This is a genomic window from Caulobacter sp. S45, assembly GCF_009765965.1.
Taxonomy (GTDB): Bacteria; Pseudomonadota; Alphaproteobacteria; order Caulobacterales; family Caulobacteraceae; genus CAHJWH01.
In genome coordinates, this window is record NZ_LMUL01000010.1 from 118,425 (window position 1) to 136,553 (window position 18,129).

An 18,129-nucleotide genomic window follows, 5' to 3' on the forward strand; every position below is an offset into this window, starting at 1 on the left:
TGTTCTGTCGCTTGCGGAGTGCGCCCTATATTCAAGTCGGCAAGGTCACTCAGGAATAGATATCGCAGGAGGTGCGGCTAAGGGCGCCTGCGATCGGACAAAGAGGTAACGTCCTGGCGCAAGCTTCCCCGCGAGCGCCGTGAAAACGTATATTCCGGAGTACGGGCCCCGGCGTTTGATTGGCTGGTATACAGTTACACTACAGATGTTTGGCCGTCGAAGGCCACGCTACAACGTTTCGAATCTACGCGAACCAATGCGTATACGATTCATATTCTACCACGCCAGGAAGATTGCAAACCCGCAATATGGGGTGCGACAACAAGGCGAAGTTGGGGTCGTCAGGGCGCCTTGAAGACCAGCCCCGGAACAGCTTGAGCACTATGAGGTAGAGGTTCGCATTGCAGCCGCGCGCTCAAGTTGCGCACCCAGGCACGGGGCGTTCGCCGCGCGTATCGATCGGCGAGGGGGCGGATGCATCGCGCGTGGGCGTCCGTGCGATCCTGTGCATGGTCGCGCCGCCGCTCGGCTTGTGGATCGCGGCCGGTATTCTTCCAGCGTGTTATCGAAGCCCACGCCGGGATCGGGCGTGGGCTTCGGCGCAGGCTCAGGGACGGGCGAAGATGGACTTGGGCACCATCACATGGACGCCCTTGTTGCGGTCGACCAGTTCGGTGATGTCGATGTCGCCGCTGACGCTGATCAGCATGTAGGCGTCGTCGCGGGTCATGTGCTTGTGCTCGACCAGGAAGTCGATCATCCCGGCGACCGCCTTGTGGGTCGCCACCGTCAGGTCGTCGTCGAAGCCCATGCTGATGAAGTGGGTCGGCGTCTCGGCGCGCGGATAGGGGCCGGTCTTGACGCCCTTGTGGACGATGAACTCCAGCGTGCCCGTCAGCGAGGTCTCCATGGCGGTGATGTCCACCTCGCCATTGCCCTGGCCGGCGTGGCCGTCGCCGATCTGGAACAGGGCGCCGGGGACGAACACCGGGTAGAAGACGGTCGAGCCCTCCACCAGTTCTTTGTTGTCCATGTTGCCGCCGATGATGGTCGGCGGCGCGCTGTCGTAGCGACCGAAGGTGGGCGGCGGGGCCACGCCCATGCTGCCGAAGAAGGGATGCAGCGGGATGTCGATCCCCGGTCCGAAGTGGGCGGTGCGGGTGGCGCGATCCAGCGGAATGATCTTCAGCCGCGCATAGGGGAAGTCGTCGGTCTGGAAGCCCGCGCCGTAGCGGAAGGCGTTGTAGGCGTAGGGGATGGCCAGATCGATCTTCCTGACCCGCACTTCCAGCGTGTCGCCGGGCTCGGCGCCTTCGATATAGACCGGGCCGGTTAGCACGTGGCCACCGGGGCCGCGATCCTTGGCCGCCACGTTCTGGTAGATCTCGCGCAGGCTGTCCTGGACGTCGGCGGGCTTCACGCCAGCCTTCTCCAGGCCGGTGGGGTTGTTGGTCAGCACGGTGTCGAACACCACCGTATCGCCGGATTTGACCCGCAGCACCGGGGGCGTGGTCGCATCGTAGTGGCCGAAGGCGACGGTCTTGGAGCTTGCGGGCAGCGTGTAGGTCTTGCCGGGGCCTGGGGCCGCTTCCTGGGCCTGGGCGGCGAGCGGGCCCATCAGCAGGCAGGCGGCGAGCGCGCCTGTGGAAACCGCGCGCAGGATCGATTGCATTCGAGACGCCGACATTTTTTAGTAATCCTCGTTGCCGCACGACCAAGCCGTTGCGCGGCGCAATGTTCGAATATTCGGCAGGATCAAGGCAAGGCCTTTGAGACCGCTTGCGCTTGAGGGCCCGCCGGCGCCACAAATGCTATCGTATAAAATAAACGGTCGGGAAGGGCTCAGGAATGAATACGAAAACCAAGTGGCGCGTGGCGATGTTCGCGGCGTCCGCCATGCTGACGGCGATGTCGGCGCCCACGGTTTGGGCGCAGCCGATAGCGGTCCCGCCGACCCATGCGGCCACCGCCTACACCCGCTACGAGCTGCTGGCCCCGGAAACGGGCAAGTTCTTCATCCTGTACGACATCACCGAGTACAAATCCGGCGCGACGGCCCTGTTCAACCCGATCCGCAAGGGCAGCGTCGCCACCGGCGAGAGCGTGACCGACATGGCCACCGGCAAGCCGCTGCACTTCGAGGTAGTGACCGGCGAGAAGGCGCGCACGACCGGCTATCCCAAGGCGGACCTGGCGTCCGACTATATCCGCGTCACCCTGGCCCGTCCGGTGCCCGCCGATGGCGGCGAGGGCCGGGTGCGCATCCTGAAGACCTACGAGGACAAGCCCAGCTATCACCTGGACGGACGCGACATCGTGTTCGACCGCCCGCTCGGCAACAAGCGCAACGCGGTGGTCCTGCCGGTGGGCTACACGCTGACGGCCTGCAACGTGCCGTCCCAGGTGACCCAGGAGGCGGACGGTCGCCTGCGGATCAGCTTCCTCAACAACACCCCGGCCGAGGCGCCGCTGAAGATCCGCGCCACGCCGACGCCCGGCTTTACCGGCGGCAAGTCCAGCCTGGCCAAGAAGTTCGGCGAGCGGGCGATCCAGACGCGCGACATCGTCTACTTCCTGCGCCCGCCGGAGACCCACACCTTCGACCTCTACCACGACTATACCGAGGACAAGGAAGGCGTCGGCCAGTACGTCAACGTGGTGCGTCCGGGCAGCGAGGCGTCCAATCCCTCGGCGCGTAACCTGGACACCGGCGAGACCATCCCCGCTCAGATCCTCAAGGGCGCCCAGATCACCGCCGCCGGGGTCCACGACCACGAGCTGGAAACGATCACCCCCGACACCGAGATCGTGCTGTTCAAGTTCAAGCCGCTGCAGGCGGGCGAATCGATCCGCCTGCGCTTCTCGGAGACCTATACCGATCCGGGCCGCTACAAGGTGGTGGGCGACGAGATGGTGTTCGACCGCAGTTTCGGCCGGGCGATCAATTCGATCGTGCTGCCGGCGGGATGGAAGCTGACCAACTCGGCCGCGCCGGTGGAAGTCAGCCAGATCGCCGATGGGCGCACCCGGCTGGACTTCCTCAACCCGCGTCCCGACGAGACGGGCGTGCTGTTCACCGCGCGCCGGGTTCCCTGATCGCCTAAGCGCCGTTCCCCTCCCCTTAAAGGGGAGGGGGCTAGACCCTACTCCGCGCCGTTGGCCGCTTCGTCGTAGAAGTGGGCCAGGTCGCGCTTCATCACCTTCAGCGCGTCCGGGTTCAGATAGACCATGTGCCCGGACGGATAGTATTCGTAGTGCAGGTTCTGCTGCAGCGCCTTGCTGATCTGCATGTGGGCGAGATCGTACTCGGTGCCGCCAAAGGGCGTGGCGAAGTCGTAGTAGCCGTTCAGCGACAGCACCTTCAGGTGCGGGTTCTGCCGCATGGCGGTGCCCAGGTCCAAGGCCATGTCGGCCACCGCCGAAGCGCGACGACCGCCCGGCGGGTGGTGCTTCCAGTCCCAGGCCGGGGCGATGGCCGAGTAGTAGTTCGGCCGGTAGGTCAGCTTGGTGTCGTAGTTCAGCTCGCCGCGCAGATAGCTGTTCAGCAGGCCGACATAGGGGCCGCCCACCTGGACGTCGGCGGGATCGTAGCTGGCGCCCTCGTTGCCGGTGTCGGCCTCGGTGCCGGTGAAGCGCGAGTCCAGCCGGCCGATGATCACCCCCTGGTCGCGCATCAGCTCGGCGCGGAAGCGGTTGAGACCCACCCGCAGGTCGGAGCGCTTGAGGAAGGCCGGGGACAGGCCGGTGAAGTAGCTCATCTTCGAGGCCACCTGGTCCATCTCCTCCGGCGAGATGGTGTCGCCCTTGCCCAGCGCCAGAGCGTAGGGGCCGCGGGCGAAGTCGCGGGCCTGCTGCACGAAGGCGCCGAGGTCGGCCGGCTTGTTGGGCACCTTGTCGTGGTACCAGGCCGCCGCCGCGTAGCTGGGGAAGAAGTTGATCTCGTTCTGGTCGTAGCCCGCCTCGCGCGTGCCGAAGTTCAGGATCGAGGACAGCAGGATGATCCCGTTCAACTGCATGCCCTGCTCCTGCAGGGTGTAGGCCAGGCCCGAGGCGCGGGGCGTGCCGTAGCTTTCGCCGAAGATGAACTTGGGCGAGTTCCAGCGGTTGTTCATGTCGACGTAGCGGGTGATGCCGCGCGCGAAGGCGTCGATGTCCTGGTCCACGCCCCAGAACTTCTCGCCCTTGACGTCGCCGAGCGGGCGCGACAGCCCGGTGCCGACCGCGTCGATGAACACCAGGTCGCTCTTGTCGAGCAGGCTGCTGTCGTTGGGGACCAGGTGGTAAGGCGCGCCCTGGCTCGGCTGGGGCGCTTCGGTCTGGACCCGGACGGGCCCCAGCGAACCCATGTGCAGCCACATGCTGGACGAGCCGGGGCCGCCGTTGAACATGAAGGTGATCGGCCGGGTGGCCGTACCGTGATGCTCGGCCACGTAAGCGACGTAGAACATGGAGGCGGTCGGCTTGCCGTCGTCGTCGCGCAGAGTCAGCGTGCCGGCGGTGGCCTCGTAGGCGATGGTGCGGCCGCCGATGGTGGTGGTGTGGTGGGTGGTGCGCGCCACCTCCTTGACCGGGGCGGAGACGTAGTCGGCGGGCGAGATCTTGGCCTCGGCCGCATCCATCCCGCTGGGGCCGCCATGACCGTCGCCCATGTCGTGGCTGGCGGCGGAAGCGTCGTCCGATGCGGCGGCTGCATGGGCGCCGCGGGCGGGCTTGTCGGCGGCCAACGCGCTGCTCGCGAGCGCCAGGGCCAGGACATTGGTGACGATGAAACGTGCCGTGGCGCGCATTCGTTTTCCTTCTTGTTTAGATGCCGTCGCACCGCTCGAAGCGGCGAGCTTGGCCTTATGACGAACCTCAACGCAACAGGGCGGCGGCCCTTCCGAACCGCCGCCCTGCCTTATTCACATTTACTAGGCGCCTAGAAGTCGGCGGTGATGCCGAAGAAGAAGGTCCGGCCCAAGGAGTCGTACACGCCGGGGAAGGTGTTGGCGTTGCCCAGCGACGCCGAAGAGGCCGGGAACAGGTTGGAGTCCACCACCGGCGGGTCCTTGTCGGCGAGGTTGTTGATCCCCATCCGTGCGGTCAGGCCGTCCTTGATGCGATAGGTGGCCGAGAAGTCCACGTAGTTGTAGTTCGGCAGACGACCGTCGATCTCGTTGAAGTTGGTGCTGTGGAGGAACGGGTTGGCGGAGTTGCCGTCGAACCCGGTGCCGCCGATGTAGCGCCACTGCAGCGACAGGGTGAACGGATAGGGCGGCGACCAGGTCAGACGCGCCTTGTGCCTCCAGCGCGGGGTCGGCAGGCCGCAGGTGTCGCTGCCGTACAGGCCCGCGCAGTTGTAGGTCCCGCCGCCCGACACCGGCTGGTTGATGAACTCGTAGGTGTAGGTGCCCGCGAAGTTCAGGTCGAAGCTGCCGATGTTGCCGATGTTGAAGTAGTCGGTCGGCCGGAAGCGGTAGTCGGAGGCGACGTCGATGCCTTCGGTGCGCAGGAAGCCGGTGTTGGTGTTTGACGCGTTGACGAAGCCGGAGTTGCCGAACAGCACGCCGGTGTTCGCATCGCGGTGGATCAGGTCGCAGTAGACCGGGCTGCCGCTGGCGAGGCACTGCTGCTCCGTCACGTTGGCCCCGCCGACGCCCGCCTGGATCAGGCCGTTCACCTGGATGTCGAACCAGTCGACGGTCAGGCTGAACCCACGCAGGAAGGTGGGGGTGAACACGAAGCCGGCCGTGTAGGTGTCCGACTTTTCCGGCTGCAGGTCGGGGTTGCCGCCGCTGAGCTGGCTGCACTGACCCGCCGGGCAGGGGATGATGTGGCCGTACTGGGCCGCCGTGACCCCGGTGCGCTCGCACTGGGCCAAGGTGGCGGTCGGGGCCGAGCCGGCGCAGTTGTCGGTGCCGGCGTAGTTGCCGAGCGCCTGGGCCGAGAACAGTTCGTTGACGTTCGGCGCCCGGACGGCTCGGCTGTAGCCGCCGCGGAAGCCGATGTTCTTGTCCATGTTGTAGGTGAAGGTGCCTTCGTAGGTGTCGGTGCGGCCGGCGGTGGAGTACTGCGAGAAGCGGTAGGCGCCGTCGAACGACAGGTTCTTGATGAAGGGCCGGTCCTGCACGATCGGCACCCGGACTTCGCCGAACAGTTCATAGACGTCGAACGAACCGGAGTTGCCGATGTGGGGCCCGCCCTGGCCGGCGAGGTCGCCTGAGCTGAACTCTTCGTCGGTGTTCAGCACCAGGTTCTCACGACGGTATTCCGTACCGAACGCCACGCCGACGCCGTCGGTGGCGAAGGGGCTCTTGACCCCGTACTGGCCGAGATCGCCGGTGACCGAGGCGCTGGCCACCTGCTCCGTCGTCGAGCCCGATTCAAAGCCCGGAGTGGCGACATAGCCCACCGAGCTCGGGGTCAGGCCGTTGACGTTGAAGATGTTCAGCGGCACGCAGCCCGCGGCGCCACCCATGCAGGTCCCGTTGGGGTTCACCAGCAGGGCGTTCTGCGATTTGCTGATCGAGACGTCGCCGGTGTATTCGCTCTGGAAGATGGCGATGCCGTATTGCAGGTAGGCGTCGTAGTTCCAGCCCGGCGCGAGTTCGCCCTTGGAGCCGATATCGATCTTGTAGTCGGTGTGTCGCAGGTCGTTGATCCGCGGGGCCCCGCCGTTGAGGAAGCGATAGGCGGCGGTGAGGTTGGAGGTCGCGCCGGTCCCGGCAAGGCTGCCGCAGAGCGCGGTCGCTTGACTGGCCGACAGCAGCGGGTTGTTGCAGTTCACCGCCACCGTGCTGGACCCGTTGGCGCCCACGCCTTGGAACAGGCCGCTGGGGGCGATCTGGCTGACGGTGTGGTCGTCGGCGAACATGAAGTCCGAATACAGGTCGGCGTGGTCGTTCACCCGGTAGTGGGCGAAGTAGCCGGCGGTATAGCGGTCGTCTTCGCGCTGTAGGTAGTTGAAGGGACCAAAGTTGAACGCCAGGGCGCCGTTGTAGGGAACGAAGGTGCCGGTCCCGTTCGGATTGTCCGACAGCGTGCCGGTGTTGACCCCGAGCCCCGTCAGGCCCGTGCCCGTAATGGCGGCTCCGCCCCCGGCGGGATTGACCGAGCCGACGTTGAAGTGGCCGAACTGGGTGTTGCTGGAGCCCTGGCAGACGTGGCTGTCGGCGATGCCGGGCCGGGTGGTGGCGACGCTGGAGATCGAGCAGGCGCTGTAGGAATAGTCGTTCTGGGTCACCGGCTGCATGTTGCGGTATTCGACGTAGGCGGTGACGTTGCCCTTGTCGTCGGGGGTGTTGGCGCCGAAGATCGCCGTCACGTCCATGGTGCGGCCGTCGACCACGCCGCCGGGCACGTGGATGGCGCTGGCGGGGTTGGAGGCGTTGAACGCGGCCAGCGCTCCGTCGACGGAGCTGTTGGAGCCGTTGGTGTGCTGGTCGAAGCCGCCCTGGGCGTCGATCCGCACACCCTGGAAGTCATGCTTCATGACGAAGTTGACCACGCCGGCGACCGCGTCGGAGCCGTAGACGGCCGAGGCGCCGCCGGTGGTGACTTCCACCCGGTCCACCAGTTGGGCGGGGATGTTGTTCAGGTCGGCTTCGGGTGCGGTCGGGTCGCCCGGCATCAGCCGGCGACCGTCGATCAGCACCAGGCTGCGGTTGGAGCCCAGGTTGCGCAGGTTGACCGTGGCGGTCCCGGTCGAGCCGTTGGAAAGCTGGGAGGACTGCCCGGCGTAGGCCTGGGGCAGGTTGTTGATCAGGCTTTCGACGTTGGTCGTGCCTTCGAGCTTGATTTCCTGGTCGTTGATCACCGCCAGGGGGCTGGCGCTGGTCAAGCCCTTCTGGGCGATGCGTGAACCGGTGACCACCACCTCCTTCACTGCGCTCGCCGGCGCGGCGTCGGCCGCCGGCGCGATCGGCGCGGCCGCTTCGGCGCCGCCGGGCGCGGGTGTGGCGTTCTGCGCGGTCTGGATCGCCTGCGCGGAGGCGTTGCTGGCGGTCATCGCCAGGGCCGCCGCCCCGAACATGATGGTGGAGGCGAGCAGACGCTCGCGTGCCGTGGTGCCCTTCAAAATCAGTCCCCTTTTTTACAATCCGTCGGACGGCTGCCAATGCGGCTACCGCCTTCTTTACGACAGCTCGGCAATCACGCCTTCGCGGCAGACCCTAGTCTTCCCCGCAACGGCGCCGAGTCTCGAATGACGTTTCCGTTTCCCAAAGTGGAATAAGCACAAAACTTCAGCCGATGCGCAAGTAAAATGTGCATATATGGCGAGTTTCGACGCAAAGTTGACGCAATATTTTGATGGATGTATTTGGAAAATGGCGCAAAATACACGTCACGTGGTGTTCACGTGGAAAGTAATGTTTGCAGTGCCGAAACATTTGCTGGCGATAATCCGCCAGGTGCGGATTCGTCAGCGATTGCTCCATATTCGTATACGGTAGACGGTGTTCGATCGGATGTCTGTCGCAATTTTGCTACAGTTGCCTAATTGGAGCTCAATTCGACGCTGTTTCGCCGCGCGATGGACGCAAGTTGGCCGAATTGGACGCAAATCTGCGTGCGCCAGGCGAGTTGCGCGTGGCCTCAGGGCGCGTTTTGGCGCCGGGCGTCAGTTTTTGCTGACGGGTCGCTGGCCGCTCGCCCGAACGCCGTCCGGCCTTAGGCCGTGCGGTTCTCGCCGCCGCCCTCGCCCAGGCACAGGACGCCGAACGCTGGCCCGGCGGTGTGGTCGGGATCGGGATCGAAGCGCACCAGCACCGAGGTCTTGCCGGCGGTGAGCGCGGGCGGGATCGGATAGTCCTGATCGAAGAAAACGCCGGGGTGTTCGCCGTCCAGGGTCTGGTGGGCGATGGAGGTCCCGTCGACGAGGATGCGGAAGGCGCGGTTGCGTTCCTCGCCCCAATAGGTGGCGCGCAGGGTCATCGGGCCGGGACGCACCTTCATGTGGAACTGGAAGTAGCCGCCTGAACGCGCGTCGCGTCCATTCCGGCCGCGATAGATCACCGGGTACGAGATCTTGGATTCCAGGTCGTGGTCGTGCTCCGCCTGCATTTCGCCCAGGTGCATGACGTCGGTGGAGCGGGCCTGGATTTCCCGGCGCTTGGCGTCCTCGATGCGGAACGCCGCCTGTTCCTGCGCCCAGGCCGCCTCGGTGAAGTGGGGGAAGTAGACGGCGGTGCGGCGCTCATGCTGGGCGGCGAAGGATCGCAGCACCAGGTCCTGGGGCCGTCCTAGGCCGACGGTCTTCCAGGCGCCGGGCTCGCCGTCCACGGGCTTGAGCCCTGCGAGCACCGAGGCGCCGACCAGGGCGGGTGCGGGGCCGTCGTAGGGCGTCTTGCCGGCGGGGCCGAGGTCGGCGGCCAGCACCACGGGGCCGTGCAGCAGGGCGATGACCTTGGGATCGTCCGCCGTCGGCTCCATGCGCAGGTCGAGCGGCAGGTTCAGCGTCAGGCGATCACCCGTGCGCCAGCGCCGGCGCACCCGCAGATAGCCGTCCGCATCCGCCATAACCGCCGTGGGCGCGCCGTTGACCGCGACCGTCGCCGTCCGCGCCCAACCGGGCTTGCGTAGAGCGATGGTCAGTTCGCCCGGATGCTCGCGCTTGAGCACCTCGAACGCGATCTCGCCCGAGCGGGGATAGTCGGTGGACAGGCGGAAACGCGATCCGTCCTCCGCCCAAGCCAGGGTCGAGGGGATGAACAGGTTGACCAGCAGGTTGTCGCGGCCCTGGCGCCAGTAGATGGAGTCCCCGTGCTTGGCGTGGCTCTCCATCCCCGTGCCCACGCAGCACCAGAAAGTGTCGAACGGCTTGGAATAGACGCGCGAGGTCCCCGACATCAGCGGCGACATGTAGGCGAACATGCCGGTCTTGGGGTTCTGCTGCGCCAGGATGTGGTTCAGGTGCGCGCGCTCGTAATAGTCGAAATAGGCCGCGCGCGGCTGCTGGGTGTAGAGCTGCCGCGTCAGCTTGAGCATGTTGTAGGTGTTGCAGCTCTCACAGGTCTGCTCGGTGATGTGAGCGGCGGTGGCGTCGGCGGTCTGGAAGTACTCGCGGTCGGCGTTGCCGCCGATGACGTAGCTGTGGTGCTCCACCACCGCGTGCCAGAAGGTGTCGCGCGCCACGCCGTACCTGGACTCGCCGGTCAGCTCGTACAGGCGCGCCAGCCCGATGATCTTGGGGATCTGGGTGTTGGCGTGCAGGTTGGCGAGATCGTCCTGGCCCCGGGTCAGCGGGTCCAGCACCTTGTTGTCGTAGAACAGCTTTGCCGCGCGCAGCCAGCGCCGGTCGCCGGTGCGGGCGTACAGCTCCGCGTAGCTCTCGTTCAGGCCGCCGTATTCGCAGCCGAGCGCGTCCTGCACCTGGGCCGGGGTGAGCGGGGCGAACACGCCGTCGATATAGCCGCCGAGCTTGACCGCCACCGCCAGCGCCTGCCGGTTGCCGCAATAGCGGTGGGCGTCGAGCAGCCCCGCCATCAGCTTGTGCACGGTGTAGAGCGGCGACCAGGCGCCGTTCAGGTCGAAGCCGGTGGAGTGGATCTTGCCGGCCCGCACGTCCTCGAACATCTGGTGACCGGGGGCGAAACCGCCCTCGTGCTTGTAGGTCAGGGCGCCGACATAGCCGTCCGGGAACCTGGACTGGCACAGAGCCAGCTCCGAGACGATGTAGTCCAGCCGCTTGCAGGGTTCGGTCTCGCCGGTCTGGGCGTGGAGCAGGGCCAGCGCGCTCATGTAGTGGCCGAGCGAATGGCCGGCGATGCTGTCGCCCTCCCAACCGCCATAGGCCTCGCCCTTGGGCTTGAGGCCGGCCTGCTGGCGGAAGTTGTGCAGGAAGCGGTCGGGCTCCAGGCTGTAGAGATAGGCCGTGTTGGCCTGGAGCGCGGTCAGGAAGTCGGACGGCTCCAGCCGCACCGCCTCCATGGGGAAGGGCTCCACCGTTCCCGCCTTGGCCCCGAGTACGGGTGCGGCCAGGGCGACGCCGCTGAGGGCGCCGGCCGCGATGGTCGCCGGGGCCGCCGCCTGCAACAGGCGGCGGCGGGAAACGGTGGAGCGGATCATCGTCGATCCTCCCTAGTTGGTTCCGGGGCTGATGGGCGAGGCCAGCAGGCTCTTGTGCCGGCCGTAGCTGAGATAGACCCCCATCCCGATCACGTTCCAGATCACGAAGCGGATCAGCGTCGCCGCCGGCAGGCTGATCAGCAGGTACAGGCAGCCCAGGATCGCCAGGGGGGCGATGACCCAGGCGATCGGGCAGCGGAACACCCGCTCCAGGTCCGGCCGCCGCACGCGGAGCACCAGCACGCAGACGCAGACGCAGACGAAGGCCAGCAAGGTGCCGGCGTTGGACAGCTCGGCGATCTCGTCCAGGCGGAAGAAGCCGGCGATCACCGCCACGAACAGGCCGACGAACAGGGTCAGCTTGACCGGCGCGCCACGGCCCGGCGCGATGCGGCTGAGCCCGCGCGGAAGCAGGCCGTCGCGAGCCATGACGAAGAACACCCGCGTCTGGCCGTACATCATCACCATGATCACACTGGGCAGCGCGATCACCGCCGCCCCGGCGACCAAGGTCGCGGCCAGCGGATGGTTCAGGGCGCGCAGCACGAAGGCCAGGGGCTCGCTGTCATGGGCGAAGGCCTGGAACGGCTGGGCGCCCACCGCGCAGGCGGCGACCAGCATGTAGAAGGCGGTGCAGATCGCCATCGAACCGAGGATGCCGATCACCAGGTCGCGCTTGGGGTTCTTGACCTCTTCCGCCGAGGTCGACACCGCGTCGAAGCCGAAGAAGGCGAAGAAGACCAGGGCGGCGGCCGCCATCACCCCGCGCACCTTGCCGTCCACGGTGTGGGACGGGAAGCCGTAGGGCATGAAGGGGTGGTAGTTGCCGGCCTTCACCGCCGGCAGGGTCAGGATCACGAAGGCCGCGAGCGCGACCAGCTTGATCGCCACCAGGGCGATGTTGATCGTGGCGCTTTCCTTCACGCCCTTGATCAGCATGCCCATCACCGCCAGCGAGATCAGCACCGCCGGCAGGTTGACCAGCCCGCCCTCGTGCGGCCCGGTGAGCAGCCAGGCCGGGAAGTCGATGTGGTAGGTCTTGAGCACCCCCACGACATAGGCCGACCAGCCCACCGCCACCGCGCTGCAGGTGACGGAGTATTCGAGCACCAGGCTCCAGCCGACGATCCAGGCCAGGCCCTCGCCCAGCACCGTATAGGCGTAGGTGTAGGCGCTGCCCGAGGCCGGGATCATGGTCGCCAGTTCCGCATAGGCCAGCGCGGCGCAGGCGCACACGCCCCCGGCGATGGCGAAGGCCAGGATCACCGCCGGCCCGGCCCGATCCGCGCCTACGCCCGTCAGGGTGTAGATGCCAGTGCCGATGATGGCGCCGATGCCCAGGGCCACCAGGTGGGGCCAGCTCAGGGTTTTGGCGAGGCGGCGGTCGGCCTCGACATGGGTGGCCGAGTCGAAGGATTTCCGGCGCGCCCAGAAGGCTGCGGCGGGAATGCCGGGGGGTACGATGCTCATGCTGTCCTGTGTTTCCTCAGCGCGCGTTGGGTCTGGGCGCTTTTTTGAGCGGCGATCGGGGAATCGCGGCGCCGCTCTATTATGGTCGAGCTTCGGACCCTCGCGTCCAGGGGCGCGTGATGAAAGATGCGGCGTTGTCGCGCCCGGACGCCTAGCCGGTGGGCGCCCATCAGGCGGCCTTCTCGGCGGCGACCTTGGCGATCCAGGCGTCCATGTGCGCTTGCAGCAGGTCCAGCGGCAGGGCGCCTTCGCTGAGCAGGGCGTCGTGGAAGGCGCGGATGTCGAACCGCGGTCCCAGCGCCTTCTCCGCCTTGGCGCGGATCGCCTCGATCCTCAGCTCGCCGATCTTGTAGGCCAGGGCCTGGGCCGGCCAGCCGATGTAGCGGTCGGTCTCGCGGTAGATCTCCTCGTCGGACATGGCGGTATTGTCCTTCATGCACTGGGCCGCCTGATCCCGCGTCCAGCCCATGGCGTGCAGGCCGGTGTCCATCTGCAGCCGGCAGGCGCGCCACGCCTCCATCGACAGCTTGCCGAACCGCTCGTAGGCGGTCTGGTAGACGCCCATCTCGCCGGCCAGCCGCTCGGAATACAGCGCCCAGCCCTCGACGAAGGCGGTGACGTCGTCCTTGCGCCGGTACTCGGGCAGGGCTGTGTTCTCCTGGGCCAGCGCGATCTGCAGGTGATGGCCGGGCACGCCCTCGTGCGCCAGCCAGGACGGCAGGTCGTACAGCGGGGTGCGGGTCGCGGTCCCCGCGCTCCAGGTCACGGCCCCGGCCACGCCCTTGGCCGGGTCGCCGGGATTGTAGCCGCCCGAGGTGCTTTCCAGCGCCGCCGGCTTGGCCACCACCCCGTAGGTCAGGCGCGGCAGGCGGCCGAAATAGCGCGGCAGCAGGTAGTCGATCCGCTTGGCGATCTCGTCGGCGGTCTGGACGTAGCGCAACGGGCTGGTCGCATAGAACTGCGGGTCGGCCTTGATCTGGGCCATGAAGCTCTTCAGGTCGCCGTGGAAGCCGGTCTCGGCCACGATGGCTAGCATCTCGCCATGGATGCGGGCGATCTCCGACACGCCAAGCTGGTGGATCTGCTGCGGGGTCAGCTCGGTGGTGGTCTCGCGCTTGATCTCGTAGGCGTAGTAGCGGTCGCCGTCCGGCACGGTGTGGGCGCCCAGCGCCGGGCGCGCCTTGGGCAGGTACTCGTCGCGGAAGAAGGCGGCGAGCCTGGCCTGGGCCGGACGCACCTTGTCGGCGATGATCTGCACCGCCTGCGCCTTCAGCGCCGCGCGCCGCTCGGCCGGGATGGTGGTCGGCAGGGTGGCGAAGGGCAGCAGCAGCGGGCTCTGGTCGGCCGGCTGGGCGGCGGCGATGTCCATCACCTTGACCGCATCCTTCACCACCAGGGCCGGCTGGGTGAAGCCGGTGGCGATCCCGCGCCGCAGATTGACTGTCTCGGTCGCGTAGAAGTCGGGCAGGGCGGCGATGCGGGCGATCCAGTCCTGCGCCTCGTCCTCGTTGTGCAGGTTGACCGCGCCCGAATGCTCCTCGGGCATGGTGTAGAAGCCCTCGCCGTCCTCGAACGGGATGCGATCGAGGTCCAGCGCCAGCCCCTCCAGCGCGATGTCGACCTGACGGCTCAGCACCGCCCGGCTCAGCGCGTCCTCGCTGGACAGGCTGGCGGCGGGGATGGCCTTCAGCCGCGCCTTGAAGCCTTCCAGCGCCTGCTTGCGGGTCGCCTCGACGGCGGGCGAATGGTCGGGCCAGCGCCGTTGCGCCGCCTTGCTGGCGCCGGGTTCGGTCGGGTCCACGCCGTGGGTGAAGGCGACGTAGTCCTTGGACAGCTGCGGCCAGCTGTCGGCGTGGGCGAGGGCCGGGACGGCGAGCAGGGCCAGGGCGGCGGCGAGGGCGCGGGCGATAGGCGCTGCGTGCTTCGAGACGCCCCTGCGGGGCTCCTCAGCATGACGAATGGGGGTGACGTGCAAAAGACCTTCGTCATGCTGAGGAGCGGCGCAAGCCGCGTCTCGAAGCACGCACGTCGGTTCCGCTCGCTTTCGGCCGTCGACGAAAAGTGTCCGATTCCGCATCGTCATCTCCCCCAATCCCCGATCAGCCGAACGGCTGGTCGATCGAGGGCGATGGCTCGGTGAACCAGGCCCCGCCATTCTCGGTGACGTAGAAGTGGTCCTCCAGCCGCACGCCGAAGCGATCCGGGATCACGATCATCGGCTCGTTGGAAAAGCACATGCCGGGCGCGAGCGGGGTCTTGTCGCCGCGCACCAGATAGGCCGGCTCGTGGATCGACAGGCCGACCCCGTGGCCGGTGCGGTGCGGCAGACCCGGCAGGCGGTAGTCGGGCCCGAGGTCGTGGCTCTGCAGCACCTCGCGCGCGACCTGGTCGATGTGCTCGCAGGCCACGCCCGGACGCACGGCATCGAACGCCGCCGCCTGGGCCGCGTGCTCGATGTCCCAGATGCGGCGCTGATCGTCGTTTGGCTGGCCGAACACGTAGGTGCGGGTGATGTCGGAGTTGTAGCCCTGCACCAGGCAACCGGTGTCGATCAGCACCAGGTCGCCCTCGCGCAGTTCCTGGTCGCCCGGAATACCGTGCGGAAAGGCGGTGGCCTGCTCGAACTGCACCGCGCAGAAGCTCGACCCGTTGTCGCCGCCGATAGCGCGGTGGGCGCTGTCGATGAAGCGGCGCACCTCGCTGGCCTTGATCCCGGGTTGCAGCATGGCGGCGGCGCGGCGGTGCACCTCCAGCGTCATCGCCTTGGCCTGGGACAGCAGGGCCAGCTCGGCGGCCGACTTGATCTTGCGGCAGCCGTCGATCACCGGGGCGCCGTCGACGATGCGCAGGGCCGGGGCCGCCTGGCGCACCCCGCCGAACGCGGAGAAGGGCAGGGCGGGGTCGAAGGCCAGGGTCCCGCCGAACTCGCCCGCGGCCTTGGCGGCCAGGACGAAGGGGCTCTCGTCCTCCTCCCACAGGCGGATGTCGGCGTCGACCAGCAGGCTGGCCAGCATGGAGCCGATCTCAAACGCGGGACAGATCATGATCGGGCGGCCGGTGCGCGGCAGGATCAGGGCCACCAGCCGCTCGGTCGCGCCCCAGGCGACGCCGGTGAAGTAGCGCAGGCTGTGGCCCGCGCCCACGATCAGGCTGTCGGCGCCGACCTTGTCGAGCAGGGCGCGGGCGGCTTCCTGGCGGGCGACATACTCCTCGCGCGCGATGACGGGCGCGCGGTGCGCCCAGGGGCGGATCTGGGCCAGTTCGTGTTGCGCGGTCGAACCGCCGACGCCCTTGGTCATGGCTGTGCTTCCTGAGGCTGGGAGGTCTGGATTTGAGGGATGGCCGCCGTCTGGCGCATGGCCGGCGAGGCGAAACGGTCGAGATCGAAAGGGGCCAGCGCCACGGCCGGCGCGCGACCCTCCGCCAGCGCCGCCACCAGCTCGCCGGTGATCGGGGCCAGGGTCAGGCCCAGGTGTTGGTGGCCGAAGGCGTAGATCAGGTTGGCCGCCCGCCGGCTGACGCCGATGGCCGGCAGGTAGTCGGGCAGGGTCGGGCGCGCGCCCATCCATTCCGAGATCGGGCCGTTCATCGGCACGCCCAGCTCGGCCACGTTGCGCTTCAGATAGGCCCACTTGCGCGGATCGCCGGGCGAGGTCTCGCGCCCGAACTCCACGAAGCTGGAGGCGCGGATACGCTCGCCGAACCGGGTGACGATCATCGAGCGATCCTCGAACACCACCGGCGGCAGCGCGTCCCAATCGCCCACCGGGCCTTCGATATGATAGCCGCGCTCGGCGATCACCGGGGCCGCGTGGCCGACGCCGCGCATCAGCGCGCCGGAGCCGACGCCGCCGGCCATGACCACCTTGTCCGGCGACAGCCGGGTCCCGTCTTCCAGCTGGACATGGACGCGGCCGTCCACCTGCTCCAGACCCACGACCCGCGCGCGGCGGCGCTCGCCCCCGGCCTCCAGATGCGCCTGTTCGAGCGCCTGCATCAGCAGCACCGGATCGCGCACCTGGCCGGTGTTGTCGAAGGCCACGCCGTCGGCGATGTCCACGTGCAGGCGCTGCTTCAGCCCTCCGCGTTCCCCCTCGGTCAGTTCGCGCAGCCGGGCCTCGCCGATGTCGGCGCCGGTCCAGGCCTTGCGCCCGGCGGCGGCGGCCCGCGCGCCTTCCCAGACGACGATGTGGCCGCCCTCGATCAGCAGGGCGGGCGAGGGCAGGTCCGCCGACAGCCGCCGCCAGGCCGGGCCGGCGGCCTTGAGCAGGCTGGACAACGCCACGCGTCCCCGCTCGGCGTGGGCGGCGGAGGAGCGGCCTATATATAGCCTCGCCCACGGACCCCAGACAGCGATGTCGCTCAGCCGGAAGTCCAGCGCGCCGCCGAAGGCGAACAGCCGCCGTGGCGCGCTACGAAGCGCCGCAGGAGACGCGAGCGGCGACACCTGTTCAATGGCGATGTGGCCCGCGTTTCCATAGGAGGCGGGGCGACGGTCGGAGGGCGCGTCGAGCAGCAGGGTGGGAAGTCCCGCCCGGGCCATGCGCAACGCGCATACGGAGCCAACGACTCCACCGCCGATCACCACAATCTGTGCGTTAGATTGCATGGCCAAGCGCCACGGCCCTCTTTCCTAAGTTGGAATTTCGTATACGGTAGACGAACTCAGAAAGGGTTCAAGTATAATGACTTCGATGACGTGGACGGGCGTCTTCCCCGCAGCCACCACCCAATTCAACGCCGATCTTTCCATAGACATGCCCGCCACCCAAGGGGTGCTGGACGCGCTGGTGCGCGACGGCGTGCACGGCCTGGTGGTCATGGGAACCTGCGGCGAGAACAACTCGCTGGAGCCCGACGAGAAGCGTCAGGTGCTGGCCGCCGCCGTCGAGGCCGTCGCGGGCCGGGTGCCGATCATCGTCGGCGTCTCCGAGTTCACCACCCCCCGCGCGGTCGCCTTCGCCAAGGACGCGGAAAAGATCGGCGCCACCGCGCTGATGGTCCTGCCGGCCATGGTCTACGTGCCGACCGAGAACGAGCTGGCCCACCATTTCCGTCTGATCGCACAGGCCTGCAGCCTGCCGATCATGCTGTACAACAATCCCCCGGCCTACCGGGTGAACATCGGCCTCTCGACCCTGGCCGCCTTGCAGGACGTGCCCAATATCGTGGCCGTCAAGGAGAGCGCGCCCGATCCGCGCCGCTTCACCGATATCGCCAATGCTTTCGGCGACCGCTTCATCACCATGGCGGGCCTGGACGACGTGGCGCTCGAGGGCCTGATCCTGGGCGCCGCCGGCTGGATTTCCGGCCTGACCAGCGCCTTCCCGCAGGAGTCGGTGGCGCTCGTCGCCGCCGTCGACCGTGGCGACCTGGAGACCGCGCGCCGCATCTATCGCTGGTTCATGCCCTTGCTGCATCTGGATGCGGAGCACGACTTGGTGCAGTCGATCAAGCTGGCCGAGCAGATCATGGGCCGGGGGTCCGAGCGGGTCCGTCTACCGCGCCTGCCGCTGGAAGGCGCCCGTCGCGCCGAAGTGACCAAGATGGTGGAGACCTGCGCCGCCACCCGTCCCGCACTGTCGAATGCGAAGGCAGCCTGAGCCTTTAGGT

At 67.6% G+C, this 18,129-nt stretch carries 10 protein-coding genes; 2 read left to right on the forward strand and 8 right to left on the reverse strand.

The genetic code is table 11. The annotated features are described in order from the left end of the window. Positions 1-607: 607 nt before the first annotated feature. A complete protein-coding gene (locus tag GSQ87_RS04985) occupies positions 608-1,687 on the reverse strand; it encodes an acetamidase/formamidase family protein (protein ID WP_216839012.1) in 1,080 nt (359 codons plus the stop codon). Between the two features lie 161 nt (positions 1,688-1,848). Here GSQ87_RS04985 and GSQ87_RS04990 point away from each other — a divergent pair, with 161 nt between their 5' ends. Then, a complete protein-coding gene (locus tag GSQ87_RS04990; RefSeq protein ID WP_158913871.1) occupies positions 1,849-3,096 on the forward strand; it encodes a hypothetical protein in 1,248 nt (415 codons plus the stop codon). A gap of 47 nt (positions 3,097-3,143) precedes the next feature. On the opposite strand, the gene GSQ87_RS04995 is transcribed toward GSQ87_RS04990, so the two are convergent. The 7 genes from GSQ87_RS04995 to GSQ87_RS05025 all read right to left on the reverse strand — a co-directional run bounded on the left by GSQ87_RS04995 (position 3,144) and on the right by GSQ87_RS05025 (position 17,125). Next, positions 3,144-4,787: a S10 family peptidase gene (locus GSQ87_RS04995; RefSeq protein ID WP_158913874.1), complete on the reverse strand. Its 1,644-nt coding sequence runs from the start codon at positions 4,785-4,787 to the stop codon at positions 3,144-3,146. A 131-nt stretch (positions 4,788-4,918) separates the two neighbouring features. Further along, positions 4,919-8,056 (reverse strand): TonB-dependent siderophore receptor, encoded by a 3,138-nt coding sequence (locus GSQ87_RS05000; RefSeq protein ID WP_158913877.1) that lies wholly within the window; start codon positions 8,054-8,056, stop codon positions 4,919-4,921. A 593-nt stretch (positions 8,057-8,649) separates the two neighbouring features. Then, positions 8,650-11,046 (reverse strand): glycoside hydrolase family 127 protein, encoded by a 2,397-nt coding sequence (locus tag GSQ87_RS05005; RefSeq protein WP_158913880.1) that lies wholly within the window; start codon positions 11,044-11,046, stop codon positions 8,650-8,652. A gap of 12 nt (positions 11,047-11,058) precedes the next feature. Next, complete coding sequence (locus tag GSQ87_RS05010) at positions 11,059-12,516, reverse strand: amino acid permease (RefSeq protein WP_158913883.1); 1,458 nt, start codon at positions 12,514-12,516, stop codon at positions 11,059-11,061. A 169-nt stretch (positions 12,517-12,685) separates the two neighbouring features. Then, positions 12,686-14,491: a DUF885 family protein gene (locus GSQ87_RS05015; protein WP_158913886.1), complete on the reverse strand. Its 1,806-nt coding sequence runs from the start codon at positions 14,489-14,491 to the stop codon at positions 12,686-12,688. A gap of 124 nt (positions 14,492-14,615) precedes the next feature. Further along, positions 14,616-15,815: a Xaa-Pro peptidase family protein gene (locus GSQ87_RS05020; RefSeq protein ID WP_158913889.1), complete on the reverse strand. Its 1,200-nt coding sequence runs from the start codon at positions 15,813-15,815 to the stop codon at positions 14,616-14,618. Beyond that, positions 15,812-17,125 (reverse strand): FAD-binding oxidoreductase, encoded by a 1,314-nt coding sequence (locus GSQ87_RS05025; protein ID WP_158913892.1) that lies wholly within the window; start codon positions 17,123-17,125, stop codon positions 15,812-15,814. Before GSQ87_RS05025 ends, GSQ87_RS05020 begins: the two co-directional genes overlap by 4 nt. A 76-nt stretch (positions 17,126-17,201) precedes the next feature. On the opposite strand from GSQ87_RS05025, the gene GSQ87_RS05030 reads away from it, so the two are divergent. Then, positions 17,202-18,119, forward strand: coding sequence for a dihydrodipicolinate synthase family protein (locus tag GSQ87_RS05030; protein WP_158913895.1), 918 nt, complete (start codon positions 17,202-17,204; stop codon positions 18,117-18,119). Positions 18,120-18,129 lie beyond the last annotated feature (10 nt).